The sequence below is a fragment of the Bradyrhizobium sp. 25ACV genome, assembly GCF_054863005.1.
Window position 1 is genome coordinate 145649 of sequence record NZ_JAVAYO010000017.1, and the last position, 26211, is coordinate 171859.

Annotated in this window: 25 protein-coding genes; 15 read left to right on the forward strand and 10 right to left on the reverse strand. The window is 64.3% G+C overall.

What is annotated here, in order from left to right:
• The first annotated feature begins 49 nt into the window (after window positions 1-49).
• The 4 genes from RAD04_RS31525 to RAD04_RS31540 all read left to right on the forward strand — a co-directional run bounded on the left by RAD04_RS31525 (window position 50) and on the right by RAD04_RS31540 (window position 5349).
• The gene (locus RAD04_RS31525; RefSeq protein ID WP_461626906.1) at window positions 50-1555 is read left to right on the forward strand and encodes a M81 family metallopeptidase; all 1506 of its coding nucleotides are present in this window, start codon (window positions 50-52) and stop codon (window positions 1553-1555) included.
• A gap of 13 nt (window positions 1556-1568) precedes the next feature.
• A complete protein-coding gene (locus RAD04_RS31530) occupies window positions 1569-2732 on the forward strand; it encodes a M20 aminoacylase family protein (RefSeq protein WP_461626907.1) in 1164 nt (387 codons plus the stop codon).
• Window positions 2733-2734: 2 nt separating this feature from the next.
• Window positions 2735-4156, forward strand: coding sequence for an amidase (locus RAD04_RS31535; protein ID WP_461626908.1), 1422 nt, complete (start codon window positions 2735-2737; stop codon window positions 4154-4156).
• A 302-nt stretch (window positions 4157-4458) separates the two neighbouring features.
• Window positions 4459-5349 carry a crotonase/enoyl-CoA hydratase family protein gene (locus tag RAD04_RS31540; protein WP_461626909.1) on the forward strand — a complete coding sequence of 297 codons (891 nt, stop codon included), beginning with the start codon at window positions 4459-4461 and terminating at the stop codon, window positions 5347-5349.
• A 136-nt stretch (window positions 5350-5485) separates the two neighbouring features.
• On the opposite strand, the gene RAD04_RS31545 is transcribed toward RAD04_RS31540, so the two are convergent.
• The 3 genes from RAD04_RS31545 to RAD04_RS31555 all read right to left on the reverse strand — a co-directional run bounded on the left by RAD04_RS31545 (window position 5486) and on the right by RAD04_RS31555 (window position 7905).
• A complete protein-coding gene (locus tag RAD04_RS31545; protein WP_461626910.1) occupies window positions 5486-6463 on the reverse strand; it encodes an NADPH:quinone oxidoreductase family protein in 978 nt (325 codons plus the stop codon).
• Complete coding sequence (locus RAD04_RS31550; protein WP_461626911.1) at window positions 6463-7071, reverse strand: DsbA family protein; 609 nt, start codon at window positions 7069-7071, stop codon at window positions 6463-6465. Before RAD04_RS31550 ends, RAD04_RS31545 begins: the two co-directional genes overlap by 1 nt.
• 132 nt (window positions 7072-7203) lie before the next feature.
• Window positions 7204-7905 (reverse strand): glutathione S-transferase N-terminal domain-containing protein, encoded by a 702-nt coding sequence (locus RAD04_RS31555; protein ID WP_461626912.1) that lies wholly within the window; start codon window positions 7903-7905, stop codon window positions 7204-7206.
• 130 nt (window positions 7906-8035) lie between these two features.
• Between RAD04_RS31555 and RAD04_RS31560 the strand changes: the two genes are divergently transcribed.
• Window positions 8036-9058 (forward strand): methionine synthase, encoded by a 1023-nt coding sequence (locus RAD04_RS31560; RefSeq protein WP_461626913.1) that lies wholly within the window; start codon window positions 8036-8038, stop codon window positions 9056-9058.
• Window positions 9059-9083: 25 nt separating this feature from the next.
• On the opposite strand, the gene RAD04_RS31565 is transcribed toward RAD04_RS31560, so the two are convergent.
• From RAD04_RS31565 to RAD04_RS31575, 3 genes are read right to left on the reverse strand one after another with little or no spacing between them, the layout of a single operon-like run.
• The gene (locus RAD04_RS31565) at window positions 9084-9746 is read right to left on the reverse strand and encodes a hypothetical protein (protein ID WP_461626914.1); all 663 of its coding nucleotides are present in this window, start codon (window positions 9744-9746) and stop codon (window positions 9084-9086) included.
• 24 nt (window positions 9747-9770) lie between these two features.
• A complete protein-coding gene (gene gpt / locus RAD04_RS31570) occupies window positions 9771-10298 on the reverse strand; it encodes a xanthine phosphoribosyltransferase (protein ID WP_461626915.1) in 528 nt (175 codons plus the stop codon).
• Window positions 10299-10334: 36 nt separating this feature from the next.
• Window positions 10335-11072, reverse strand: a complete 738-nt coding sequence (locus RAD04_RS31575; RefSeq protein ID WP_461626916.1) for a competence/damage-inducible protein A — start codon at window positions 11070-11072, stop codon at window positions 10335-10337.
• A gap of 276 nt (window positions 11073-11348) precedes the next feature.
• On the opposite strand from RAD04_RS31575, the gene RAD04_RS31580 reads away from it, so the two are divergent.
• The 6 genes from RAD04_RS31580 (at window position 11349) to RAD04_RS31605 (ending at window position 16815) form a co-directional block, all read left to right on the forward strand.
• Window positions 11349-12767: a circularly permuted type 2 ATP-grasp protein gene (locus RAD04_RS31580; protein WP_038949939.1), complete on the forward strand. Its 1419-nt coding sequence runs from the start codon at window positions 11349-11351 to the stop codon at window positions 12765-12767.
• 4 nt (window positions 12768-12771) lie between these two features.
• On the forward strand, window positions 12772-13716 hold the full coding sequence (locus tag RAD04_RS31585; protein ID WP_028141191.1) for an alpha-E domain-containing protein: 945 nt from the start codon (window positions 12772-12774) through the stop codon (window positions 13714-13716).
• 119 nt (window positions 13717-13835) lie between these two features.
• Window positions 13836-14684, forward strand: a complete 849-nt coding sequence (locus RAD04_RS31590; RefSeq protein WP_461626917.1) for a transglutaminase family protein — start codon at window positions 13836-13838, stop codon at window positions 14682-14684.
• Between the two features lie 70 nt (window positions 14685-14754).
• Complete coding sequence (locus RAD04_RS31595) at window positions 14755-15162, forward strand: carboxymuconolactone decarboxylase family protein (protein WP_461626918.1); 408 nt, start codon at window positions 14755-14757, stop codon at window positions 15160-15162.
• A 112-nt stretch (window positions 15163-15274) separates the two neighbouring features.
• Window positions 15275-16033, forward strand: a complete 759-nt coding sequence (locus RAD04_RS31600) for a proteasome-type protease (RefSeq protein ID WP_091966256.1) — start codon at window positions 15275-15277, stop codon at window positions 16031-16033.
• A gap of 23 nt (window positions 16034-16056) precedes the next feature.
• Window positions 16057-16815 carry an SDR family oxidoreductase gene (locus RAD04_RS31605; protein ID WP_028141195.1) on the forward strand — a complete coding sequence of 253 codons (759 nt, stop codon included), beginning with the start codon at window positions 16057-16059 and terminating at the stop codon, window positions 16813-16815.
• 241 nt (window positions 16816-17056) lie between these two features.
• Here RAD04_RS31605 and RAD04_RS31610 read toward each other — a convergent pair whose 3' ends face one another.
• Window positions 17057-18295 carry an MFS transporter gene (locus tag RAD04_RS31610; RefSeq protein WP_461626919.1) on the reverse strand — a complete coding sequence of 413 codons (1239 nt, stop codon included), beginning with the start codon at window positions 18293-18295 and terminating at the stop codon, window positions 17057-17059.
• Window positions 18296-18455: 160 nt separating this feature from the next.
• Between RAD04_RS31610 and RAD04_RS31615 the strand changes: the two genes are divergently transcribed.
• The gene (locus RAD04_RS31615) at window positions 18456-19706 is read left to right on the forward strand and encodes a NupC/NupG family nucleoside CNT transporter (protein WP_461626920.1); all 1251 of its coding nucleotides are present in this window, start codon (window positions 18456-18458) and stop codon (window positions 19704-19706) included.
• A gap of 23 nt (window positions 19707-19729) precedes the next feature.
• On the opposite strand, the gene RAD04_RS31620 is transcribed toward RAD04_RS31615, so the two are convergent.
• Both RAD04_RS31620 and RAD04_RS31625 read right to left on the reverse strand, forming a co-directional pair.
• The gene (locus RAD04_RS31620; protein WP_461626921.1) at window positions 19730-20947 is read right to left on the reverse strand and encodes a rhomboid family intramembrane serine protease; all 1218 of its coding nucleotides are present in this window, start codon (window positions 20945-20947) and stop codon (window positions 19730-19732) included.
• A gap of 326 nt (window positions 20948-21273) precedes the next feature.
• The gene (locus RAD04_RS31625) at window positions 21274-21801 is read right to left on the reverse strand and encodes a cupin domain-containing protein (RefSeq protein ID WP_461626922.1); all 528 of its coding nucleotides are present in this window, start codon (window positions 21799-21801) and stop codon (window positions 21274-21276) included.
• Window positions 21802-22021: 220 nt separating this feature from the next.
• On the opposite strand from RAD04_RS31625, the gene RAD04_RS31630 reads away from it, so the two are divergent.
• A complete protein-coding gene (locus RAD04_RS31630; protein WP_461626923.1) occupies window positions 22022-24151 on the forward strand; it encodes an O-linked N-acetylglucosamine transferase, SPINDLY family protein in 2130 nt (709 codons plus the stop codon).
• Between the two features lie 144 nt (window positions 24152-24295).
• Here RAD04_RS31630 and RAD04_RS31635 read toward each other — a convergent pair whose 3' ends face one another.
• Window positions 24296-24583: an usg protein gene (locus RAD04_RS31635; RefSeq protein ID WP_461626924.1), complete on the reverse strand. Its 288-nt coding sequence runs from the start codon at window positions 24581-24583 to the stop codon at window positions 24296-24298.
• 379 nt (window positions 24584-24962) lie between these two features.
• On the opposite strand from RAD04_RS31635, the gene RAD04_RS31640 reads away from it, so the two are divergent.
• On the forward strand, window positions 24963-25277 hold the full coding sequence (locus tag RAD04_RS31640) for a co-chaperone GroES (protein ID WP_018322058.1): 315 nt from the start codon (window positions 24963-24965) through the stop codon (window positions 25275-25277).
• Window positions 25278-25324: 47 nt separating this feature from the next.
• A partial coding sequence (gene groEL / locus RAD04_RS31645; RefSeq protein WP_461626925.1) for a chaperonin GroEL occupies window positions 25325-26211 on the forward strand: 887 nt, incomplete at its 3' end.

The window sequence follows — 26211 nt, forward strand, 5'->3', positions numbered from 1 at the left end:
CAGGGCCAAGGCTAACGTCGCGCCCTCTTGATTGATTGGACTGAACTGAATGACACGCATCGCCGTCGGCGGCTTCCTGCACGAGACCAACACCTTCGCTCCCACCAAGGCGACCTTCGCCGACTTCCAGCATGGCGGCGGCTGGCCGGCAATGACTGAAGGCGCCGACGTGCTGAAGGTGATGCGGCGCATCAATGTCGGCCTTGCCGGCTTCGTCGACAGCGCCGAGGCCAACGGCTGGGAACTCATTCCGACGATTGCCTGCGGTGCAAGCCCGTCAGCGCATGTCACCAAGGATGCTTTCGAGCGCATCGTGAAGGTGATGGTCGACGGCATCAAAGCTGCCGGCCCGCTCGATGCGGTCTATCTCGACCTGCACGGCGCGATGGTGACCGAGCATCTCGACGACGGCGAAGGCGAGATTCTGGCGCGCGTGCGCCGCGTCATCGGCAAGGATGTGCCACTGGTCACCAGCCTCGATCTCCATGCCAACGTCACGCCCGAGATGATGGAACATGCCGACGCGCTGATCGCCTACCGCACCTATCCGCATGTCGACATGGCCGAGACCGGCCGCGCCTCTGCGCGGCATCTGGCGCTGCTGCTGAAGACGAAGCAGCGCTTTGCCAAATCGTTCCGACAATTGCCGTTCCTGATCCCGATCAGCTGGCAATGCACCAACGACCAGCCGACCAAAGGCATCTACGAACAGCTCGCCGCGCTGGAGAGCGATGCGGTTCCGACGCTGTCTTTCGCGCCGGGCTTTCCCGCCGCCGATTTCCGCGATTGCGGGCCGAGCGTGTTCGCCTATGGCAGGACGCAAGCCGATGCCGACCGTGCCGCCGATGCGGTCGTCAAGCTGATCGAAGGCCACGAAGACGATTTCGACGGCAAGATCTGGTCGCCCGACGACGGCGTGCGCCACGCCATGGAGCTTTCGAAGAGCGCGAGCAAGCCGATCATCATCGCCGACACCCAGGACAATCCCGGTGCCGGCGGCGATTCCGACACGACAGGCATGCTGCGCGCGCTGGTGCGCAACAGAGCGAGCGCCGCGACCGGGGCGATCTACGATCCGGTCTCGGCCAAGGCCGCGCATGACGCCGGCGTCGGTGCCACCGTGACGCTGTCGCTCGGCGGCAAGTCGGGCATCCCCGGCGACGAGCCCTACACCGAGACCTTCGTCGTCGAGAGACTGTCCGACGGCCGCTTCATCGCGCCCGGCCCTTACTATGGCGGCCGCGAGATGGAGATGGGTCCTTCCGCTTGCCTGCGCATCGGCGACGTCCGCGTCGTCGTCTCCTCGCACAAGGCGCAGCTCGCCGACCAGGCGATGTACCGCTATGTCGGCATCGAGCCGACTGAGGAGAAGATTCTGGTCAACAAGAGCTCGGTGCACTTCCGCGCCGATTTCGAGCCGATCGCGGAAAAGCTGATGATCTGCGCCGCGCCCGGCGCGATGCCGGCCGACACCGCCACCCTGCCCTGGACGCGCCTGCGGCCGGGCATTCGCATCAAGCCGAACGGCCCCGTTTTCTCGCCCCCCTCACGCTAACTGGACAGAACCCATGCCCACGATCGATCGCATCGACGGTTACGCCGACGAGCTCACCGCCATCCGCCGCGACCTGCACGCCCATCCCGAGATCGGCTTCGAGGAAGTGCGCACCTCCGGCATCGTCGCCGACAAGCTGAAGAGCTGGGGGATCGAGGTGCATCGCGGTCTCGGCGGCACCGGCGTGATCGGCGTCATCAAGGGCAAGGGTTCGGGCAGCAAGCGCATTGGCCTCCGCGCCGACATGGACGCGCTGCCGATGGAAGAGAACACCAATCTAAAGTGGAGCTCGAAAATCCCCGGCCGCTTCCACGGCTGCGGCCATGACGGCCACACCACCATGCTGCTCGGCACCGCGCGCTACCTCGCCGAGACCAGGAACTTCGACGGCACCGTGCATCTGATCTTCCAGCCGGCCGAGGAAGGCCTCGGCGGCGCCCGCGCGATGATCAAGGACGGCCTGTTCGAGAAGTTTCCGTGCGACGAGCTGTACGGCCTGCACAACGCGCCCGACCTCAACCACGGCGAGATCGCGATCCTGCCGGGCCCGGCGATGGCCAGTGCCGACTTCTTCGACCTGCGCATCACCGGCTATGGCGCGCATGGCGCGATGCCCGAGCGCTCCAAGGACGCGGTGATCATCGCGACCACGCTGGCGCAGGCGATCCAGACCATCGTCAGCCGCAACGTCGAGCCGCTGCAGGCTGCGGTGGTGTCGATCACCCAGATCCACGCGGGCTCCGCCTACAACGTCATTCCCGGCGACGCGCATCTTTGCGGCACCATCCGCACCTTCTCGAAGGAAGTCCGCACCTTGGTCAGCGAACGCATCCGCACGATCTGCGCCGGCATCGCAAGCGCCTATCAGTGCGTGATCGACGTCGACATCCGCGACACCTTCGGCGTGCTGGTCAACCAGGTCGAGCAGTCCAAGGTGGTCGAAGACGTCGCGCGCACCATCGTCGACCCCGCCAACGTGATCACCCGCGCCCAGCCCAAGATGGGCAGCGAGGATTTCGCCGACATGCTGGAGACGATTCCCGGCGCCTATTTCTGGGTCGGCCATGATGGCAACGTGCCCGTGCACAATCCCGGCTTCGTGCTCGACGACAAGATCCTGCCGATCGGCGCCAGCATGTTCGCCCGCATCATCGAAACGCGCATGCCGGTGGGCTAGCAATGCATAAAAAGAGCGTCGAAGATGCCGTCACCTCGCTGCACGATCTGTCCGCGGTCGACCTGATCGCGGGCTATCGCGCCAAGCAGTTCTCGCCGAGCGAGGTGCTGGAGGATTTGCTCACGCATGTCGCTGCGTGGGAGCCGCATCTGAAAGCGCTCTATGCATTCGATCCCGAGGGCGCGCGCGAGGCCGCGAAGGCCTCGACCGCGCGCTGGACCGGCGGCGAGCCGTCGGGCGCGCTCGACGGCGTGCCTGTTACGGTGAAGGACAACATCGCGACCAAGGGCGTGCCGGTGCCGCTGGGCGCCGCAAGCGTCAAACTGGTGCCGGCCGAGAAGGATGCCCCGCCCGCCGCGCGCCTGCGCGAGGCCGGCGCAGTCATCTTCGCCAAGACCACCATGCCCGATTACGGCATGCTGTCCTCCGGACTCTCCAGTTTTCACGCACTCGCGCGTAACCCCTGGGACCTGTCCAAGAATCCCGGCGGCTCCAGCGCGGGCGCAGGCGCGGCTGCCGCGGCCGGCTATGGTCCGCTGCATCTCGGCACCGATATCGGCGGCTCGGTTCGCCTGCCCGCGGGCTGGTGCGGCCTCGTCGGCCTAAAGCCGAGCTTCGGCCGCGTGCCGATCGACCCCACCTATGTCGGGCGCGTCGCCGGCCCCATGACCCGCACGGTCGACGATTGCGCGCTGATGATGAGCGTGATCGCAAAACCCGACCGGCGCGACGGCATGAGCCTGCCCGCCGAGCCGCTGAACTGGAAGGGAGCAGAGAAGTCTCCGCGCAAACTCCGCATCGGGTTGATGCTCGATCCCGGCTGCGGCCTGGCGCTGGAGAAACCGGTGCGCGAGGTCGCGGTGAAGGCGGCGAAAGCGTTCGAATCCGCAGGCAGCGTCGTGACCGAAATCGACGGCATCCTCACCCGCGAGATGCTCGATGGTCTCGACAACTTTTGGCGCGCGCGAATGTGGGATGATCTGGCGAAGCTGACCCCGGCCGAACAGGCCAAGGTGCTGCCTTATATCTTCAAATGGGGCGAGTCCGGCGCCAAGCTCTCGGGCATCGATGTCATCCGCGGCTTCAACCAGACCATGGCGATCCGGGCCGCGGCTTCAAAGCTGTTCTGCGAGCTTGATTACGTGATCTCGCCGACCGCGCCGAACGTGAACTATCCGGCGGAGTGGGCCTCGCCGACCAACGACCCCATGAAACCGTTCGAGCACATCGCCTATACCGTACCGTGGAATATGTCGGAGAATCCCGCCATCTCCCTCAATGGCGGCTTCGACGCCAAGGGTTTTCCCATCGGCGTGCAGATCGTCGGCCGCCGCTTCGACGACATCGGCGTGCTCGGCATGGCCAAGGCTTTTGAGGGCCTGCGGGGGGCGCAGAAGCCCTGGCCGAAGCCGCCGGCGAAGTAAGACGTTCTCGTCATTCCGGGAAGCGCGCCCTTTAAGCGCAAGCCCGGAAGTTTTTGGACAGGCAGCATGCGGAGCCTCTTGCTTACCCTCCCCTGGAGGGGGAGGGTCGGCTCACGTTGAGCGCAGCGAAATGTGAGACGGGGTGGGGTGACGGTCTCTCCGCGTCCAGCAGTGCCCGAGAGGAGAGATCACCCCACCCCGCTCGCGCTACGCGCGATCGACCCTCCCCCTCCAGGGGAGGGTAAAGAAAACTCAAGCCCTGTGCCATCTGCGCAGCGAAAGAACAAAGGAAGGAAACCACCATGGCGTATGAGACGATCAAATACGAGGTCGCCGAGCAGATCCTCACCATCACGCTGAACCGGCCCGACAAGCTCAACGCCTTCAACGCGCAGATGCAAGGAGAGCTGATCGACGCGTTCGATGCCGCCGACAAGGACGACAACGTCCGCGCCATCATCGTGACGGGCGCCGGCCGCGGTTTTTGCGCGGGCGCGGATCTGTCGTCGGGAGCGGACACGTTCGACCGCGACGCGCGGCGCGGGCCAGTGAAGCGCTTCGCCGACGGCAAGGTCGACTACAGCGATCCGCAGGTGCGCGATGGCGGCGGCCAGGTGACCTTGCGCATCTTCAAGTGCCTGAAGCCGGTCATCGCCGCCGTGAACGGCCCCGCGGTCGGCATCGGCGTCACCATGCAGCTCGCGATGGACATCCGCATCGCTTCGGACGCCGCGCGCTTCGGCTTCGTGTTCTCCCAGCGCGGCATCGTGCCGGAGGCGGCCTCGAGCTGGTTCCTGCCGCGTATCGTCGGCATCTCGCAGGCGCTGGAATGGTGCTATTCGGGCCGCGTCTTCCCGGCCCAGGAAGCCCTCGCCGGCCGTCTCGTCAGCAAGGTCGTCGCCCCCGATGATCTCGTGCCGGCCGCCCGCGCGCTCGCCAAGGAATTCGCGGCGAAGACCGCGCCGGTATCGGTCGCACTGATCCGCCAGATGATGTGGCGCATGATGGGCGCCGACGATCCGATGGAAGCCCACAAGGTCGACAGCCGCGGCATCTACACCCGCGGCCGCTCCGACGATGTCAAGGAAGGCGTGGTGTCGTTCCTGGAAAAGCGCCCCGCGCAGTTCAAGAACAAGGTGTCCAGCGACATGCCGGACTATTTCCCGTGGTGGACGGAGCGGGAGTATAAGTGACGCGAAGCGTCATCCCGGGGCGATGCGAAGCATCGAACTATGGTGCGCACTTGCGCACCTGAGGATCTCGAGATTCTTTGGTGCGCAATTGCGCACCAGAGTTCGCCCTTCGGGGCGCCATAACGACGGGTGGAGGTCACTCCATCATCAGCGCAACGCGCCCGATCGCCTTGCGGTCGATCAAGAGCCGCATCGCCTTCGCATAATCTTGCAGTGGCAGGCGGTGTGAAACGTTGGGGCGCAGCTTGCCCTCCTCCGCCCATTGCAGCAGCGCCTTCAGGCGCACTTGCCCCAGCGCAGGGTTTTTCCGTACCGCTTCGCCGGCCCTCACGCCGAGCACGCTGGCGCCCTTGATCAGCAGGAGATTGGTCTTGGCCGAGCCGATGCCGCCGGTGAAGCCGATCACGAGGAGCCGCGCGCCCCAGGCGATGCAGCGCATCGAGTCTTCGAAAACCTGGCCGCCGACGGGATCGAACACGACGTCCGCGCCGCGACCGTCGGTGATGCGTTTGACGGCGTCGCGAAACGGCTTGCGGTCATAGCGGATAAGATGATCGGCGCCGCGCGATTTCGCAATGGCGAGCTTCTCGTCGCTGGACGCGGTCGCGATCACGGTCGCGCCCAGCATCTTGCCGATCTCGACGGCGGCCAGTCCCGTGCCGCCGCCGGCGCCATGCACCAGCAGCACCTCCCCCGGCTCGACCCGGCCGCGATCGATCAGCGCATGATAGGCCGTGCCATGGCCGGCAAGATAAGTGGCAGCCTCGGCGTAGTCGAATGTCGACGGCATCGGGGTGAGCTGCGACGGCGTGACGATGGCTTCGTCGGTGAATGCGCCGTGCCGCATCTTCACGATGACCTTCTCGCCAACAGAAACACCCTTCGCCTCCGCACCCACTTCGGTCACATCGCCGGCCGCTTCCATGCCGGGCGTGAACGGCAGCTCCGGCTTGAGCTGATATTGGCCGGCGGCCATCAGCACATCGGGAAAGTTCAGCCCGGCGGCCCGGATCGCAACGCGCACCTCGCCTGGCTTCAGAGCGCGCGACGGAAACTCTTCCAGCCGCAAGGTTTCGGGCTCGCCGAGCGCGTGGCAGACGACGGCGCGCACCATCAGGCCGCACTCGCCTTGCTGCGCAACAGCGCCTCGCGGATCAGCGGCAGGCGGTCATTGCCGAAATACATGTCGGTCTTGCCGACGAAGATCGTCGGCGAGCCGAAGCCGCCGCGGGCGACGACCTCTTCAGTATTCGCCTTGAGCTGATCCTTGATTTCCTGCTCCGAGATTCCGGCGAAGAATTTTTTCTCGTCGACGCCGACCTTCGTGCAGATGTCGGCAAGCACCGCGTCCTGCGAGATATCCTTGTCCTCACCCCAATAGGCCTCGAACAATGCGGTCGCGAACGGCACCATGTCCTTGCCGAGCCAGATGCAGCCGCGCATCGCCTTGACGCTGTTCACCGGAAACACCGTCGGCGGCATCTTGATCGCAAGGCCAGCCGACCGCGACCAGTCCTGAAGGTCCTTCTTCATGTAGCGCGCCTTCAGCGGCACCGGCGTCTCGCGCTGCGCGTAGACGCTCGGATTGACCGTGTTGAAGATGCCGCCGACCAGGATCGGTCGCCAGACGATCTCGGCGCCGAGTTCCCTGGCAAGCGCCTGGATGTTGTGGAAGGCGAGATAGGTCCAGGGACTGGAACAGTCGAAGAAGAATTCGATCATGGCGTTTCCTTTGTGACGGACCTCATCCTGGGGAGGCCACGTAGCGGCCGTCTCGAAGGATGGCCACGGGTGACAGTCGGGCCTTCATGGTTCGAGACGCGCCTACGGCGCTCCTCACCATGAGGGACAGGCCTACTTCCTTCCCAACACTTCCTTCGCACGCTGGCCGAACATGATCTTGCGTGATTCCTCGTCGAACGGCTCTTTCACGAATTTTCCGATCGCAAGCCCCGCCTGCACCTGCGGCCTGGCGCGGACCTCGGCATACCAGCGTTTGACGTTGGGGAAGTCGTCGAGCGTAAAGCCCTGCGCCTTGTGGGTCATGGTCCAGGGGAAGCAGGCGATGTCGGCAATGGAATAGTCGCCCGCGACATAGGCGCCGGTCTTCTCCAATTGCCGGTCGAGCACGCCGTAAAGCCGGGCCGCCTCGTCGCGGTAGCGCTCGATCGCATAGGGGATCTTCTCGCCCGCATAGAGCGCAAAATGCCCGTGCTGGCCGAGCATCGGCCCGAGGCCGGCCATCTGCCACATCACCCACTGGATGGTGGTGGAACGCCCGCGCAAGTCAGTGGGCAAGAAACGGCCGGTCTTTTCCGCGAGATAAATCAGAATGGCGCCGGTCTCGAACACCGAGAACGGCCCGCCGCCGTCGGCGGGTGCGTGATCGACGATCGCGGGGATGCGGTTGTTCGGGGAGATCGCCAGAAACTCGGGGCTGAACTGCTCGCCGGCGCGGATGTTGACGGGCTTCACCGTATAGGGAAGCCCGAGCTCTTCCAGCATGATCGAGATTTTCCAGCCGTTCGGCGTCGGCGCGTAATGGAGATCGATCATGACCTTTCCCTCGGCATCCTTTCGCCTTCCCTGTCGATGCCGCCAGCTAAATAACGACTTTTGTTGTTCTGTACGTCGACGTTAGGACATGGCAGGAAGGGGCGCAACACAACCTGCCGGGAGGGCCGCCATGCTGTTTCCAACCACGATCGCCGGCTCCTTGCCGAAGCCGGAATGGCTTGCCGAACCCAACATGCTCTGGGCGCCCTGGAAGTCGCAGGGCGACGAGTTGCTCCGCGCCAAGCGCGACGCGACATTGATCTGGCTGAAGATCCAGGAGGACGCCGGCATCGACATCCTCACCGAGGGCGAGCAGGCCCGGCAGCATTTCGTGCACGGTTTTCTGGAGAAGATCGAAGGTATCGATTTCGCGCACAAGGTCGAGATGGGCATCCGCAAGGACCGCTACAAGGCGATGGTGCCGCAGGTGGTCGCCCCGCTCCGGCTCAAGGGCCGCGTCCATGCCTTCGAGGCGCGCGCGGCGCGCACGCACACGAAGAGGAAGCTGAAGTTCACCCTGCCCGGCCCGATGACCATCATCGACACCATTGCCGATCGCTACTATGGCGATCGCGTCAAGATGGCGTTTGCCTTTGCTGAGCTGCTCAACGAGGAAGCCCGGGCGCTGCAGGCCGACGGCGTCGATCTCGTGCAGTTCGACGAGCCCGCCTTCAACGTCTACATGGACGAGGTCAACGACTGGGGCATCAAGGCGCTGGAGCGCGCTGCGCAGGGCCTCACCTGCGCCACCGCCGTGCACATCTGCTACGGCTACGGCATCAAGGCCAACACCGACTGGAAGGAAACGTTAGGCAGCCAATGGCGGCAATATGAGCAGATCTTTCCGGCGATCGATGCGAGCCCGATCCAGCAGGTCGCGATCGAATGCCGCAATTCGAAAGTGCCGCTCGATCTGCTGGAGCTGCTCAAGAACAAGATCGTGCAGGCCGGCGTGATCGACGTTGCCAGCGACACCGTGGAGACCGCAGAGGATGTCGTGCAGGTGATCGACGCGGTGGCGAAATTCGTGCCCAAGAGCAACATCATCGCCACCACCAATTGCGGCATGGCACCGATGCGGCGCGAGATCGCCGAAGCCAAGCTGATGGCGCTCGGCGCCGGCGCCGCGCTAGCGCGCGAGAAGCTCGGGTGACGGTTGGGATCCGCAGGCCGCCCTGCTAGTCCAGCGCGGTCGGATGCAGCGCCGGTTGATATCCGGCGCTCAGCGCACGCAGCGTGGACGGGGGCGTCAGCAGCATCGGGCTCCCCAGCTCGTGCTCGGCGCGGGCATAGCCCGCTGGCGACCACTGCAGCGTCCTTCCCTTCATCACCAGAAAGCTCTCCTCGCCCCGTTGAACCATCGCGCCGTCGGGCAGATCTGCCAGCGGCACCGGCAGCGCGTGCAAGCGCTTGCGGCCGCCATCGAGACGCTCCAGGTGGAGCTGGGCATCCATCGCCTTCGCACTCACCTTGCTCACGCCATTCCCCTTCTCCCACGCCGCGCGAAAGCGGTTGGCATCCTCGCGCCGGCAGAAGAAGCAAGGACGATGGCCGGCGGCAAAGGCGGTGGCCTCGTCGAGAAAGAACAGTTCGGTCCAGCTCCGCCGCGCCATCACCGGCCGGCGCCAGCCGCGGAATTCACACAGGCATGTAATCCACGCCGGCGACGACCAGCGCTTGTTCAGCAGCGTCTTGGTCGCGGGATCATGGATGATGCCGCGATTGCCTGTGAACAGGCCACGATGCGGTGTGGCGATGATGGCGCCGGTAGGCAGGACGCGGTTTTGGAGAGGGCGAGTAGCGAATGGCGAATTGCGAGTGGAGGGGCTGCTATTCGCCATTCGCTACTCGCCATTCGCCTTTGATCACGCCGCGCCGTCGCGCAGCGGCGGGTGGTAGGACAGCGCGGTGTCCCAGGGGAAGAAGATCCAGGTATCCTGCGAGACTTCCGTGATGAAGGTGTCGACCAGCGGGCGTCCCATCGGCTTGGCGTAGACGGTGGCGAAATGTGCATCCGGCAGCATCTCGCGGACTAGCTTGCCGGTCTTGCCGGTGTCGACGAGGTCGTCGACGATCAACAGCCCCTTGCCGGTGCCGCCGCCAAGCTTCATGGCCTGTTCCGAAATGCCTTTGAGGACCTGGAGCTCGCCCTGCTTGTCGTGGTCGTAGCTTGCGATGCAGACCGTGTCGATCACGCGCACGCCGAGCTCGCGCGCCACGATCGCGGCCGGCACCAGGCCGCCGCGGGTGATCGCGATGACGGCGTGGAACGGGCCGACTTCGTTGAGCCGCCAGGTCAGCGCCCGGCAGTCGCGGTGGAACTGGTCCCACGAGACCGGGAAGGCCCTGCCCGCCCGCTCCTGTGCGCTCAGTTCCGGTGCTTCACCAGCCATTGTCGTCTCCTGCTTCGCCTGCCGGCAAATTCCCTGCTAACGGGTGATGTTGAATCCTGCCAGCATTTCCTTCACCGCGCCCATGGCTGCTGCGAGCTTGTCCGCATCGCGCGAGCGCACCACGAGGTTCGTATTCGGCTTCTGCTCTTCGTCCATGAAGGGGTAGCTGCCGATGATGGTGTCGGGATGGGCGGCGGCGATCGCGCGCAAGGGGCTGCCGATGTCGCCTTCCCGCGCGTTGGCGCGGACCGATTCGGAGAGCATGCGCACGCCCGATTTCAGCTTGGGCGAGACGATGTCCATCATCGCCTGCATGATCGAGGGCACGCCGGCCATCACGATGACATTGCCGATCTTGAAGCCGGGCGCAAGAATGGTGGCGCTCTGGATCAGCTCGGCACCGTCGGGGATGCGGGCCATGCGCAGGCGAGCCTCGTTGAGGTCCTGCTCGCTCCAGCGCTCCTTGAAACGGGCGACCACCTCCGGATGGTGGTCGATGCCGACGCCGAACGCCTTGGCGACGCTGTCGGCCGTGATGTCGTCATGGGTCGGCCCGATGCCACCGGTGGTGAAGACGTAGGTGTAGCGATGCCGCAGTGCATCCAAGGCAGCGATGATGTCGGGCTCGTCATCGGAGACGACCCGGACCTCTTTCAAATCGATGCCGATATTAGTCAGGTATTCGGCGATGAAACCGATATTCTTGTCCTTGGTCCGGCCGGACAGGATTTCGTCCCCAATGACCAGAATGCCCGCCGTGACGATCTCGCTCATAACTTAAGTCCCTCACCTGTGGCGCCGACTTTGCCGAGGTAACGCGTTGAAGTCACGCGGTTTTGCTGTCGAAATAAGCAGTCCTCAGCCATTTTTTCAGGCAAGCCGCCGGCCATCCCCGACAAATGCTGCCAGTCCATGCTTATCGCGCTGGCCCAGCCCTTGCTACCACATGAAAGTCATGCACTCTTGCCGCATGGTCAGGACGTTGCGGCTTCACCAGGGCCTGGCGACCTGTCCATTGGCGCAACGCCTTGCGGAGAACAGTCGGCATCTATGGCAGTCGCGTTTGATGAAATGAATATTCCCGGCGGGGACCTTCGCCCCGCCTACCAGGAGCTGGCGCGCTGGCTCAAGGAGACGCCTCCCGAGGCGCTTGAATATCGCCGCCAGGAGGCCGAGCTGCTATTCCGCCGCATCGGCATCACCTTCGCGGTCTATGGCGAGGCCGAATCCACCGAGCGCCTGATCCCCTTCGACGTGATCCCGCGGATCATGTCGGGCAAGGAGTGGGCACTGCTGGAGAAGGGCCTGAAGCAGCGCGTGCGCGCGCTCAACATGTTCCTGCGCGACATCTATCACGGCCGTGACATCCTGCGCGCCGAGATCGTGCCCGACGATCTGATCTTCCAGAACCCGGTGTTCCGGCCCGAGATGAACGGCCAGCAGGTGCCGCACGATGTCTATGTGCACATCGCCGGCATCGACATCGTCCGGGTCGATGCCAACGACTTCATCGTGCTCGAGGACAATGCGCGGACGCCCTCCGGCGTGTCCTACATGCTGGAAAACCGCGAAATCATGATGCGGTTGTTTCCGGATCTGTTCGCCCGCCACAAGGTGGCGCCGGTCGAGCGCTATCCGGACGAGCTGCTCTCGGCACTCCGCTCCGTCGCGCCGCTGAGCGCCTCGGGCGAGCCGACCGTCGCCCTGCTCACCCCCGGCGTCTACAACTCGGCCTATTACGAGCACTCCTTCCTCGCCGACAAGCTCGGCATCGAACTGGTGGAGGGGCGCGACCTCATCGTCAAGAACAACGAAGTGTTCATGCGGACGACCGAGGGCGTGAAGCGTGTCGACGTGATCTATCGCCGCGTCGACGACGACTTCCTCGATCCCCTCACCTTCCGTCCCGATTCCGCGCTCGGCGTGCCCGGGCTGATGTCGGCCTATGCGGCCGGCAACATCACGCTCGCCAACGCCGTCGGCACCGGCATCGCCGACGACAAGGCGATCTACTCCTACATGCCGGACATCGTGAAATTCTATCTCGGCGAGGAGCCGATCCTGAAGAACGTGCCGACCTGGCGCTGCCGCGAGCCGAAGGACCTCGCCTATGTGCTGGATCATTTGAGCGAGCTCGTCGTCAAGGAGGTGCACGGCTCCGGCGGCTACGGCATGCTGATCGGCCCCGCCGCGACCAAGGCAACGATCGAAGCGTTCCGCGAGAAGCTCAAGCGCGAGCCCGAAGGCTTCATCGCGCAGCCGACGCTGGCGCTGTCGACCTGCCCGACCTGCACGGCGTCAGGCCTTGCCCCGCGCCACGTCGATTTGCGCCCCTTCGTGCTCACCGGCAGCAAGAGCACCACCATCGTGCCGGGCGGGCTGACACGCGTCGCGCTGAAGGAAGGCTCCCTGGTGGTGAATTCGAGCCAGGGCGGCGGCACCAAAGACACCTGGATCCTGGACGAGTAGTCAGATGCTGTCGCGTACCGCCGAAAACCTCTACTGGCTCGCCCGCTACGTCGAACGGGCCGAGTATCTCGCGCGCACCATCGATGCGACGCTGCGCGTCACCGCGCTTCCCGCCGCCTATATCGGCAAGACCAATGAATGGGACTCGGCGCTGCTCACCGCCGGCGTCGCCGCCAGCTTCTATCAGACCTACGAGGAAGCCAACGAGCACAACGTCGTCGATTACCTCTCGTTCTCCGTGGACAATCCATCCTCGATCAGGAACTGCATCGAGGCGGCGCGGCTGAACTCGCGCTCGGTCCGCACCGCGCTGACCAGCGAGATGTGGGACACGATCAACTCGGCCTGGATCGAGCTTCAGGCGGTCTGGAGCAAGGGCACCTCGACGCGCGAGGACCTCGCCAAATTCCTGCGCTTCGTGCAGGAGACCTCACTGCGCTTCGACGGCTCGGCGTACCGGACCATGCTGCGCAACGACGCCTACTGGTTCTCGCGGATGGGCGTGCATCTGGAGCGCGCCGATAACACCGCGCGCATTCTCGACGTGAAGTATCACGTGCTGCTGCCCGAGGAGGAGCATGTCGGCGGCCCGCTCGATTTCTATCAGTGGAGCTCGATCCTTCGCTCGGTCTCGGCGCTGACGGCCTATCACTGGGTCTATCGCGAGACGCTGAAGCCGTGGCTGATCGCGGATCTACTCATCCTCAACGACACGCTGCCGCGCTCCCTGGCCAGCTGCTACGGCAATCTCGTGCGCAACCTCGACCAGATCGGCGTCGCCTATGGCCGCCAGGGCCCGGCCCAGCGCCACGCCCGCGGCATCCGCAACCGGCTGGAACACAGCAATATGAACGACATTTTCCAGCATGGCGTGCATGAATTCATTCAAGAATTCATCACGGATAATTCCAGGCTGGGCGAAATCATCACGAAGCAGTATTTGATCTAGTCAGGACTGAAACTCTCACCCTTCGTCATTCCGGGGCGATGCGAAGCATCGAACCCGGAATCTCGAGATTCCGGGTCTGGCGCTTCGCGCCATCCCGGAATGACCGATCTAGAAACACCATGCGCCTGCGAATCCTGCACACCACGACCTATCGCTACGAGCCGGCGGCCACCAGCGTGATCCAGATCCTGCGCATGACGCCCGGCAGCCATGACGGACAGTATGTGGCGGAATGGCAGATCGACGTCTCCACCGACACCAAGCTCGACACCCACGAGGACGCCTTCGGCAACGTCACCCATGTGCTGTCCTGCGGGCCCGTCGGCGACATCAAGATCACCGCGGAAGGCCTGATCGAGACCCACGACACCGGCGGCGTGCTGCGCGGCGCCGACGAGCGCTTTCCGGCCGGCATGTTCTTGCGCGCCACCGACCTCACCTCGGTTAATCCGGCGATGATGGCGGTTGCGCGCCAGTTGCGCAGCGAGGCCGAAAGCGACACGCTCGGCTTCCTGCATACGCTGATGACCGAGATCGGTGATCACATGACCTTCGACGAGGACCCGACCAACAGCGGAACCTCGGCGGCGGAGGCGTTCACACTCAAGCGCGGGGTCTGCCAGGACTACGCGCACATCTTCATCGCCTGCGCCCGCTCCGGCGGCGTGCCGGCGCGCTTCGTCTCCGGCCACTTCCTGCGCGCGGACGGCACGGTGCATCAGGACGCCGGCCATGCCTGGGCTGAAGCCTACGTTCCCGATCTCGGCTGGGTCGGATTCGATCCCGCAAACAGCATCTGCGCCACCGACGCTCATGTCCGCGTCGCGATCGGGCTCGACTATCTCGGCGCAGCCCCGGTGCGCGGCACCCGCTATGGCGGCGGCGCTGAGACGCTGGCCGTGGCCGTTAAGGTCGAGCAGGCCGGCCGCGGCGGGCCGTCGCAATCACAATCCCAGCGGCAGAGCTAGGCGCAGCCGTCCGAACGAATGGGTCGTGCTACACTCGCGGGGATCGAAGCTGCCCCCCCGCGAGGTACCAATGGCCACTGTCAGACTGCTTTCGGATGATGAACTTTCCAGCGAAGCGCGCGCCGTCTTCGACGATATCCGCAAGGTGCGAAAGTCGGACTTCGTCAATAATTTCTGGCGCGCGCTGGCGCATGATCCGAAGACGCTGCGGAGGACGTGGGAGAGCATCAAGGAGGTGATGGCTCCCGGCGCGCTCGATCCCAAGGTCAAGGAAATGCTCTATGTCGCGGTTTCGATCGCGCATGGCTGCAGCTACTGCATTCACTCCCACACCGCCGCTGCGCGGGCCAAGGGCATGACGGAGGCCGAATATGCCGAGATGCTCGCCATCGTCGGCATGGCCGCGGAGACCAACCGGCTGGTCACGGCGCTCGGCGTACCCGTCGACGAGGCGTTTCTCGTCGATGCGGCGGATTGAGCGACAGCTAGCTGCGGCTCCCGGGAATGACGACCTTCCCATGGGAATCGGGGGTTGGACCGGCCGGCGAAATTGGCTAGTAATTCCGCGCAAACGCGTTCGGGGACTGGAAATGACCTATTGTTGCGGAATCCTGGTTCGGGACGGTCTGGTGATGATCGCCGACACCCGCACCAATGCCGGCCTCGACAACGTCTCGACCTTCCGCAAGCTGCACATCTTCTCAAAGCCCGGCGAGCGCATCATGGCGATCGCCAGCGCCGGCAACCTCGCCATCAGCCAGTCTGTGCTGTCCACGCTGACCGAAGGCCTGGAGGACCCCAACACGGGCGAGGTCGAGACGCTGATGAACGCGCCGACCATGTTCCAGGCTGCCCAGCGGATCGGCCGGGCGATCCGCGCGGTGCATGCGACCGAAGGGCCGGCGCTGAGATCCGAGGACGTCTCGTTCGACGTCTCGTTCCTGTTCGGCGGCCAGATCAAGGGCGCGCGCATGCGCCTGTTCATGGTCTACACCGCCGGCAATTTCATCGAGTGCACTACCGATACGCCGTACTTGCAGATCGGCGAGCACAAATACGGCAAGCCCGTGCTCGACCGCGCCATGCATTACGACGTCGAGCTCTACGAGGCGCTGAAGACCGGCCTGATCTCGATGGATTCGACCATGCGTTCGAACCTCGGCGTCGGCCTGCCGATCGACGTGCTGGTGGTGCGCGCCGATGCCTGCGAAGCCGATCTCAACCATCGCATCGAGGCGGGCGAGCCCTACTTCCACGATCTGCGCTCGCGCTGGTCCGCGGCGCTGCGCGCGGCGCACCAGAACATTCCGCGGCCGCCCTACAAGAACGAAAAAGAACCCAAAACCTGACACATGAGAAAAGGCAGGAAACAATGAGCGAAGCAAAGAAGATCGCAGTGGTGACCGGCGCCGGCACCGGTGTCGGACGCGCCGCGTCGCTGGCATTGATGAACACCGGCTTCACCGTGGTGCTGGTCGGGCGCCGACTCGACATGCTCGAGGAGACCGCAAAGCTCGGTCCCGCAGGCAAAAGCCTGTGCGTCACCGCCGACATGACCAAGCCGGATTCCATCGCCGCACTGTTCGACAAGGTGAAGGCGACCTATGGCCGGCTCGACGTGCTCTTCAACAATGCCGGCATGGGCGCCCCCGCCGTCAACTTCGAGGACCTCGGCCTCGAGCAGTGGCAGGCGGTGGTGAACACCAACCTCACCGGCCCGTTCCTGTGCACCCAGCACGCCTTCCGCATCATGAAGGACCAGACCCCGCGCGGCGGCCGCATCATCAACAACGGCTCGATCTCGGCGCATGCGCCGCGCCCGTTCTCGGCGGCCTACACCTCGACCAAGCACGCCATCACCGGCCTGACCAAGGCCAGCAATCTCGATGGCCGCATGTACGACATCGCCGTCGGCCAGGTCGACATCGGCAACGCCGCGACCCCGATGACCGACCGCATGGTCAACGGCCCCGGCGTGCTGCAGCCGGACGGCACCACCAAGCACGAGCCGCGCATGGATGCGAAAGCGGTCGGCGATGCCGTGGCCTACATGGCCGGCCTGCCGCTCGATGCCAACGTGCTGACCATGACTGTCATGGCGACCAAGATGCCCTTCGTCGGACGGGGCTGAACTCAAAATTGCGAAAACAACCCCATGCACAGTAGGGATCCCATTGATTCCGCTGTGCTTTGTCCGCGACTCTCGCTGGGCAATCCAAGGCCCTGGCCTCGTGCCCCGGACGCAGCGCGGCATGCAATGACGCGCTGCTGAGCCGGGGCCCATGCCTCCGCAATCTCGGTCCTGGCGCTGGGTCCCGGCTCTGCGCCGCACCGCCGGCGCGTTGCGGCTTGTCCGGGACACAAGACTGTCCCTACTCCAAACTCTCCACCTTCCGCAGGCTCGGAAACAGCTTCATCCAGAGCAGCGCCACCGCAACCGTGGCGACGCCGCCGAGCACGGCGGCCGGCATGGCGCCGAGCAGCGCGGCGGCCACACCGCTTTCGAACTGGCCGAGCTGGTTCGAAGCGTTGATGAAGAGGAAGTTGACCGCGCCGACCCGGCCGCGCATCTCGTCGGGCGTGGACAGCTGCACCAGCGAGAAGCGGATCACGACGCTGATCGTGTCGGCGGCACCGAGCACGGCGAGCGCGAGCACCGACAGCCACATCCAGGAGGACAGCGCGAACACGATGGTGGCGAGGCCGAACACGATCACGGCCTGGAACATGCGCAGTCCCACGTGCCTCGATATGGCGTGGCGCGCCAGCACCATGGTCATCAGGAGCGCACCGACCGCCGGCGCGGCACGGAGCATGCCGAGCCCGACCGGCCCGGTCTGCAGGATGTCGCGGGCATAGATCGGCAGCAGCGCGGTGACGCCGCCGAACAGCACCGCGAACAGGTCGAGCGAGATGGTGCCGAGGATCGCCGGATTGCTGCGAATGAAGCGGACCCCGGCAAAGATGTTGTCCGAGTCCATCCCCTCCTTCGCGATCGCCTGCGGACGCGGCCGGATGAAGCCGGTCAGGATCATGCCGAAGATCCAGAACAGCACCATCATGGCATAGGCCAGATGCGGGGCGACCGCATAGGCGAGGCCGCCGAGCGCCGGCCCGGTGATGGTCGCGACCTGCGCCGCGCCGCTGGAGACGGCGGTGGCGCGCTGAAGCGAGCCCTGCGGCGCGATCAGCGGCAGCAGCGCCCCCGTGGTTGGGCTCTCGAACGCGCCGGCAATGCCGAGCACGAAGGTCGCGATGAAGATCTGGACCTCGCCGACCGCGCCGAGATAGGTGATGATTGCGAGATAGAGCGCGGTCGCAGCTTCAACGAGTTGGCAGAGCTGGACCACGCGCTTGCGCTCATAGCGATCGGCGGCGTGGCCGGCAACGAACACCAGGAGCGCCGTGGGCAGGAACTGCACGAGGCCGACCATGCCGAGGTCGAAGGCCGAGCCGGTGAGATCGTAGATCTGCCAGCCGATCGCGACCGCCGCGATCTGGCTGGAAAAGCGCGACAGGCTGCGCGAGAGCAGGAAGAACAGGAACGCACGGTGGGCGAGAAGCGCGCGGGCGCTGACCGGCGGATGTCCGGATATTGGCTGCTCTGGCATCGCCTTTTGGGTCACCCTCGGACCGCTCTCCCCCTCACTGTCGAAGGCCCCCGCGTGGCCGAGGCGGACCCGCTTGTCAACAGTGCGACGCGCCCCGCATCTTGCGGCATTGCCTTTGCAGCGCCGGCGCGGCCATAATCATTGAGGGTTTGGGGACATCATGCTGCGCTTGCAATCGGCACTCGGCATTTTCGCATTGCTGTTGATCGCCTTCGCGTTGGCGGAGAATCGACGCGCCGTGTCGCTGCGGCAGGCGGCGATCGGCCTCGTCGCCACCTTCGTCACCGCGATCGTGCTCCTGAAGCTGCCGGTCGTCGCGCACGCCTTCGGCGCCATCAATGACGCGGTCGGTGCGATCTCGGCTGCCTCGCGCGCCGGCTCCGCCTTCGTGTTCGGCTATGTCGGCGGCGGCGCCCTGCCCTTCGACGTCAAGGTGCCTGGCGCCGATTTCATCCTGGCGTTCCAGGCGCTGCCGATCGTGCTGGTGATGAGCGTGCTGACGACGCTGCTATTCTACTGGCGCGTGCTGCCGCCGATCGTGCGCGGCATGGCCTTGCTGCTGGAGCGGACGCTGGGCGTCGGCGGCGCGGTAGGCCTCTCGACCGCCGCCAATATCTTTCTCGGCATGGTCGAGGCGCCGCTGTTCGTGCGGCCGTATCTGAAGCAGATGACCCGCAGCGAATTGTTCCTGGTGATGACCGGCGGTATGGCGGGCATCGCCGGCACGGTGCTGGTGCTCTATGCGACGCTCCTTGCTCCTCTCATTCCCGACGCGGCCGCGCACTTCGTCATCGCCTCCGTGCTGGGCGCGCCGGCCGCGATCCTCGTCAGCCTGATCATGGTGCCTGAAACCTCCGACACGCGTACCGGCGGCACGCTCGAAGATCCGGAGATGGAAGTCTCCAGCACGATGGATGCGATCGTGAAAGGCACCAGCGGGGGGATCGAGCTGCTGATCAACATCGTCGCCATGCTGCTTGTGCTGGTGGCGTTGGTCTATCTCGTCAACGCCATGCTCGGCCTGCTGCCGAATGTTGGCGGCGCCGCGATCTCGTTACAGCGCCTGCTCGGTCTCGTGATGGCGCCGGTGTGCTGGCTGATGGGATTGCCATGGGACCAGGCGATCACCGCCGGCAGCCTGATGGGCACCAAGACCGTGCTCAACGAATTGATCGCCTATGTCGACTTCTCGAAGCTGCCGGGCGATACGCTCGACCCGCGCTCGCGCCTGATCATGCTGTACGCAATGTGCGGCTTCGCCAACTTCGCCAGCCTCGGCATCATGATCGGCGGCTTGGGCGTAATGGCGCCGGAGCGGCGCGAGGAGATCAACGCGCTCGGGCTGAAGTCGATCGTATCGGGGACGCTGACGACCTGCTTGATGGGCGCGGTCGTGGGGGTCATCACGTGACCCGTGGCGATGCCGTAGCCCGGTCAACTGCACAATTTCGACTTCTGCAAGATGCGACGCACCTCGGCCAGCTTGGCACGGCAGGGCTCGACCGCCATGGCCTTCGCATCGCTGGTTCGTCCCTGCGCCCACAGTAACACCGCCATCAAGCCCTGCGCCCCGGAGCGCACCGGCCCACCCGCCACATCTGAAGCGGCGAGCGACAGGGCGGTTCGCGCCTCCGTCTCGGCGGCACTGAGGTTCGCTTGTTCCAGGAAGAAGACCGCACGGAACACGTGGGCCCGCGCATCTTTTGGGTAGCGGGTGACGAGATCGAACGACCGGCTGACCATCTCGTCAGCCTTCGCCGGCACTTCCGACGCGCGGATATAATGCACGGCATCGGCCATGTAGGACGAATAATGGACGGCGGCGAAGCCGGCGCAGATCAGCGATCCAAGGGATGCTGCGAGCAACGTCATGCCCGCGCTCCGCGGCAGGCTGTCATAGGACCAGAAGGCGAGCCACGGCGTGATCGCAAGCGCGGCGCCGGCCACCGCACCACCTGCATGGGCATAATAGTTGACATTGCCCGAGGCTCCGAAGGCCAGCGGCAGCAATGCGGGCACGCCGAAGAAGAGCGACGTCTTCAGTCTCGATATGGTTTGATCGGCGTCCGCTTCGGGATCGAAGCTCGCGACGAACAGTGCGGCGATGAGCCCGGTAATGGCGCCGGACGCGCCGACGCCCACCGTGCCGGGGCCATTGCCCAGCAGAGAGCCGACCTCACCCGCCACTGCACTGGCGACGAAGATCAGCGCAAACCAGCCACGGCCGATCAGAGACTCCAGCCTGACGCCAACGATGAACAACCCAACGCAGTTGCTGATGAGGTGCCACCCGCTGCCGTGCAGCAGCGGCGCAAGGCCAATCCTCCACCATTCTCCTCGTCCGACAACGAGATCGTAACCGGAGGCGCCCTGAGCGATCAGCGAGCGGACATCGAGGTCACCGTCCCGCGCAACGTCGATGGCCAGACTGCGTTGCAGGGCGAAGATCAGGAGCAGACCGAAAATCAGGCCAATGGTGAGGAAAGGGATATCGGCCAAAAGCTTGTTGTCGCTAAATAGCGTCCCCTCACTAGGCAAGGGCCGAGCGGGATCGCGCACGATCTCCCGAATAGTCGGCGCGGCGACGGGTTGAAACGACGCTCTTGAGGGTGGCGGCGCGACGCCACGTCGGCCAAAGGTGTTGGTCGCCATGAAAGCAATCCTGCGTTTTCACAGCTTTGAGTTGACGGGAGAGGTGTTTTCGACTGGTTAGCGCCCGCCCTGCGGGACAGCTGAAACCATCCGACTGGTAATTGCGCGGTTTCTCAGATCGTGTGCTTTTTAACGATCGTGACGGGAACGCTGACGACGTGTTTGATGGGCGGTGGTGGGGCCTGGAGTAGCGACGGTCCTGTAGCCCGGATGGAGCGCAGCGCAATCCGGGAAGGTCTGCGTCGTCGCGGGCAGCGGCCCCGGATTACGCTTCGCTCCATCCGGGCTACGAACCTTCATCGTAATGACGAAGGAGAGAGATTGGCCTACGCCTTCAACTCCACCGTCTTGAACTCCGCCGGCAGGATCACCTCCAGCAGTTCGACGTCGTCCGAATAATCCAGGATCATGTGCTTGATCTTCGGCGGCTGGGTCCAGGCGCTGCCTTCTTTCATCAACGTCTCGCCCTGCCCGTCCATATAGGTCTTCACCCAGCCCTTGAGCACGTAGACCATCTGGAAGTCGACGTCGTGAAAATGCAGTTTCGACACCTCAGCCGGATCGCAAGGACCTTGCAGCCGGATCACGTGCGCTTGCGCGAGGCCGTGGCTTGCGTCGGCGATGCCGAGGTCGCGGTATTTCGCGTAAGCGCGCAGGCCATCGGCCTTGAAGTCTTCTTCGCGGTGATGGCTGATCGCGATGCGCTGCCTGGGGCGTGCGGGCTTCTTCGGCGCGGCAGTGCGGGCCTTCGCCTTCACCGCCTTGCGCGCAGAGGATCGCGCCGCCGCCTTGGCGCTGCTCCGCTTCTTCACTGCGGTCTTCGTTGCGGGTCTTGATGCCTTTTGCTTGGCCATTGTCTGCCTCCCTGATCTGAGTCGTGCCCGCCGGACGGGTACAACCCGAAGGACAGATTATCCAGTCCTGGATGAGGCGGCAATTGCCGAGCGCAAGGCTGGCGGCTCGATGACCCGATCGGTCGTAGCTTGTCCCAGGCTGTCGTGGCGAGCGGCCGTCGTCTCGTATTCGTTCTCTCGCTGAATTAATCTCGAAGAGAGATTCTGGGGGAATGAATTCATGGGCAGCAGCGTAGGTCAGCGTGCATTTCAAAATGCCCGGCTGCAGAAACGGCAAAAAGCCGAGGTGCTGCCGTTGCTCGGGCACGCGCTCCAGCTACACAAGATGGGGCTTCTCGCCGAGGCCCAGGCTGCCTATCGGCAAATCCTGCAGCTCGCGCCCAACCAGTTCATGGCGCTGCACATGCTCGGCGCTTTGGAGTCTGATGCCAAAAACTTTCAGCAAGCCGAAATCCTGCTGAGCCGAGCGGTCGCCGTGGATCCGCAATCTGCCGAAGCTCATATGAGGCTGGGCGTCGCGCTCAACGGGCTCCGGCGTCACGACGAGGCCTGCGCGAGCTATCGAAAGGCCCTCGCCTTGCGGCCCAACCACGCCGCAACCCTCTCCAATCTCGGCAACGCGAGCGTGGCCCTCGATCTTCACGAGGAGGCGCTTCACAGCTACGACAAGGCGATCGCACTCAACGCAAGCCTTGCTGAAGCCCACAACGGCCGGGGTTGGGCGCTGTGCCGTCAACGCAATTATGACGAGGCCATCGCAAGCTTGAACCGCGCGCTGTCGATCAAGCCCGACTATGCCGCGGCGCTGGCAAACCGTGCCACTGCTTTACGGGAACTTCAGCGATTTGACGAAGCCCTGGCAGATGGCAATCAGGCAATTGCGCTGGCACCCGACGACGCGAATGGGTGGCTCGCGCGCGCCAGTGTCCTGCTCCAGATCCAGCAGATTGCCCAGGCATCCCACGACTGCGAGCAGGCGCTCGCAATCGATCCCAATTCCATTCAAGCTCACCTGGTGCTGGGCCTTTGCCTCGCCGGACTTGGCCGGGTCGACGAAGCCCTCGCCAGTTTCGACAGGGCCCTCGACATCCAGCCTGACCTGCAGAGCGCGATCTCCAACAAGATATTCACGCTCGATTTTGCAGGGGACGCCACCGTCGAACGGCATCAGCAGGCGCGCGAGGTGTGGTGGGAGCGTGTCGGCGCGAAAATCGCTTCAGGCGCGGCGGGCCCGCATGACAACAACCGCGATCCGGACCGCCGTCTGGTGCTCGGCTATGTCTCGTCGGATTTCAACGCCCATTCGGCCGCGTTGATTTTCAAGCCGGTCCTCCAACACCATGACCGGGCACAGTTCGAGGTCGTGTGCTACGCTTGCTCGTCGAAAGTGGATGCGACGACCGGCGAATTTCAGGGGATCGCCGATCGCTGGCGCGACGCCTCGCAATGGACCGAAGATCGCCTCGCCGCCGAGATCCGCGCCGACGGCGTCGACATCCTGATCGACCTGTCCGGCCATACCAGAGGAAACCGCCTCGGCGTGTTTGCGCGCAAGCCGGCACCGATCCAGGTGCATGGCTGGGGCCACGGCACGGGCACCGGGCTGCCGACGATCGACTATCTGTTCTCGGACCCGGTCGCGATTCCCCTCGAGGTTCGGCATCTGTTTGCAGAGACCGTTGTCGACCTGCCCTGCTTCGTGACGCTGGCGTCGCTGCCGACCGAGATTCCGCGGGCATCAACGCCGGCGATCTCGAACGGGTTCGTCACGTTCGGCGTCTTCAACCGCGTCAGCAAGATTTCGGACGAGGCTGCGCAAGTCTGGTCCAGGATTCTCGAGCGGGTGCCGGGGTCGCGACTGCTGGTCAAGGATGTTGCGCTGGACGACCAGCTGGTCCGCGAAAACTTGCTGGCGCGGTTCGCGGCTTGCGGGTTGCCGGCCGAACGCGTCGATATGCTCGGCGCCACCTCGCGAAGCGAACATCTGGCATCGTTCAATCGCGTCGATATCTGCCTCGACCCGTTCCCGCAAAATGGCGGCGTCAGCACATGGGAAGCCTTGCAGATGGGCGTGCCGGTGGTGGCGAAGCTTGGCAATAGCCTGCCCAGCCGTGCTGCCGGCTCCATCCTCACCGCACTTGGCTTGCCGGACTGGGTCACGGACAGCCATGAGGCGTATATCGAAATCGCAACGAGCCGAGGTTCTGAGATCAGCGAGCTCGACAGGTTGCGCCGCGAGCTACCCGACAAGATCCGGGCCGCAGCCGCCAGCAACCCCGTCTCATACGGGCGAGCGGTCGACGAGGCCTATCGCGCGATGTGGAGACGCTATTGCAGCGACGGCGCCTGATTGCCCCTCAGGCGATCCCGGGAATAGTGCGTTCGTCCGACGAGCTGCAACGGAGAGCGTGCCCACCTTCCGCGCGCGATCATGGAGAGATGGTGGGCACGGCGCTTAAGCGCCTTTGCCCACCCTACGAGACCGATGTTCGCCTCAATGCAGCCGGAACACGCCATCCACGGCGCGCAGCTCCGCCGGCTTGATCAGCTTGGAGTGCGCGACGGTGACCGAATGGAGGGGACCGTCGAGCTTTTCCTGCCAGAAGACCAGGAAATCCTTCAGCGCCGGGAATTTCGGAAACATGTCGTAGTTCTGCCAGACGTAGGTCTGGAGCAGCGAGGGATGATCCGGCATCCGGTAGAGGATTTGTGCCGTCGTCAGCCCGTAACCTAAAAGCTGTTTCCGAAAGTCCTCGGAAACGCCCCCACTCCGCACGCCCATGCCAACCTCCTTTGCAGGAGCGCATTCAAGGGGCGGCCTGGTCGGTGTGCGCCTTACGAGCCACCCGGTACTGATGCGCTCACATGAGAGAAATGTGACGCAAACTGACAACCCATCTCAAGCCCAAAAGTTTAACAAGCTGTTGAAATTCAATGCGTTAGCAGCAGAGGCGGCACCGTGCTAATACGGGCCCGGCCTCGGTTAACGATGGAAAAGAGATTCTGGCAGTCCGCGCTTCCGGGTGCTGATTTTTCTGCTAGAAGCCCTTGCTCCCGCAAAATTCCTGTCCTATTTCAGCTTCGCCCGTGCTAGCACTCGCGGGCATCGACTGCTAACATCCATTGAAACATCAATCTGAGCAAATGCTTAGGAGGACTGCATGAAATTCCGTCCGCTTCACGACCGCGTCGTGGTCAAGCGCATCGACGCAGAAGAGAAGACCGCTGGCGGCATCATCATTCCCGACACGGCCAAGGAAAAGCCCTCGCAGGGCGAAGTCGTCGCCGTCGGCCCAGGTGGCCGCGACGAAGCCGGCAAGCTGATCCCGATCGACCTGAAGGTCGGCGACCGCGTGCTGTTCGGCAAGTGGTCCGGCACTGAAGTCAAGATCGACAGCCAAGATCTGCTGATCATGAAGGAAAGCGACATCATGGGCGTTCTCGACGTCCCCGCTTCCAAGAAGAAGGCGGCCTAAGAGCCTCTCTTTCCCTCCAGTCAAACATTATCCAAGGAAAATTCCAGATGGCAGCCAAAGAAGTCAAATTCTCGGTTGAAGCGCGCGACAAGATGCTGCGCGGCGTCGACGTTCTCGCCAACGCGGTGAAGGTCACGCTCGGCCCGAAGGGCCGCAACGTCGTGCTCGACAAGTCGTTCGGCGCTCCCCGCATCACCAAGGACGGCGTCACCGTCGCCAAGGAGATCGAGCTCGAGGACAAGTTCGAGAACATGGGCGCGCAGATGGTGCGCGAAGTCGCCTCCAAGTCCGCTGACGCGGCCGGCGACGGCACCACCACCGCCACCGTGCTGGCCCAGGCGATCGTGAAGGAAGGCGCCAAGTCGGTCGCCGCCGGCATGAACCCGATGGACCTGAAGCGCGGTATCGACCTCGCGGTCGAAGCCGTGGTTGCGGACCTCCAGAAGAACTCCAAGAAGGTCACCTCGAACGACGAGATCGCCCAGGTCGGCACCATCTCGGCGAACGGCGACCAGGAGATCGGCAAGTTCCTCTCCGACGCCATGAAGAAGGTCGGCAACGAGGGTGTCATCACCGTCGAGGAAGCCAAGTCGCTCGAGACCGAGCTCGACGTCGTCGAGGGCATGCAGTTCGACCGTGGCTACATCTCGCCCTACTTCGTCACCAACGCCGACAAGATGCGCGTTGAGATGGACGACGCCTACATCCTCATCAACGAGAAGAAGCTCTCCTCGCTGAACGAGCTGCTGCCGCTGCTCGAGGCTGTGGTGCAGACCGGCAAGCCGCTGGTGATCGTCGCCGAGGACGTCGAAGGCGAAGCCCTCGCGACCCTGGTCGTGAACCGCCTGCGCGGCGGCCTGAAGGTCGCGGCCGTCAAGGCTCCGGGCTTCGGCGATCGCCGCAAGGCCATGCTGCAGGACATCGCGATCCTGAC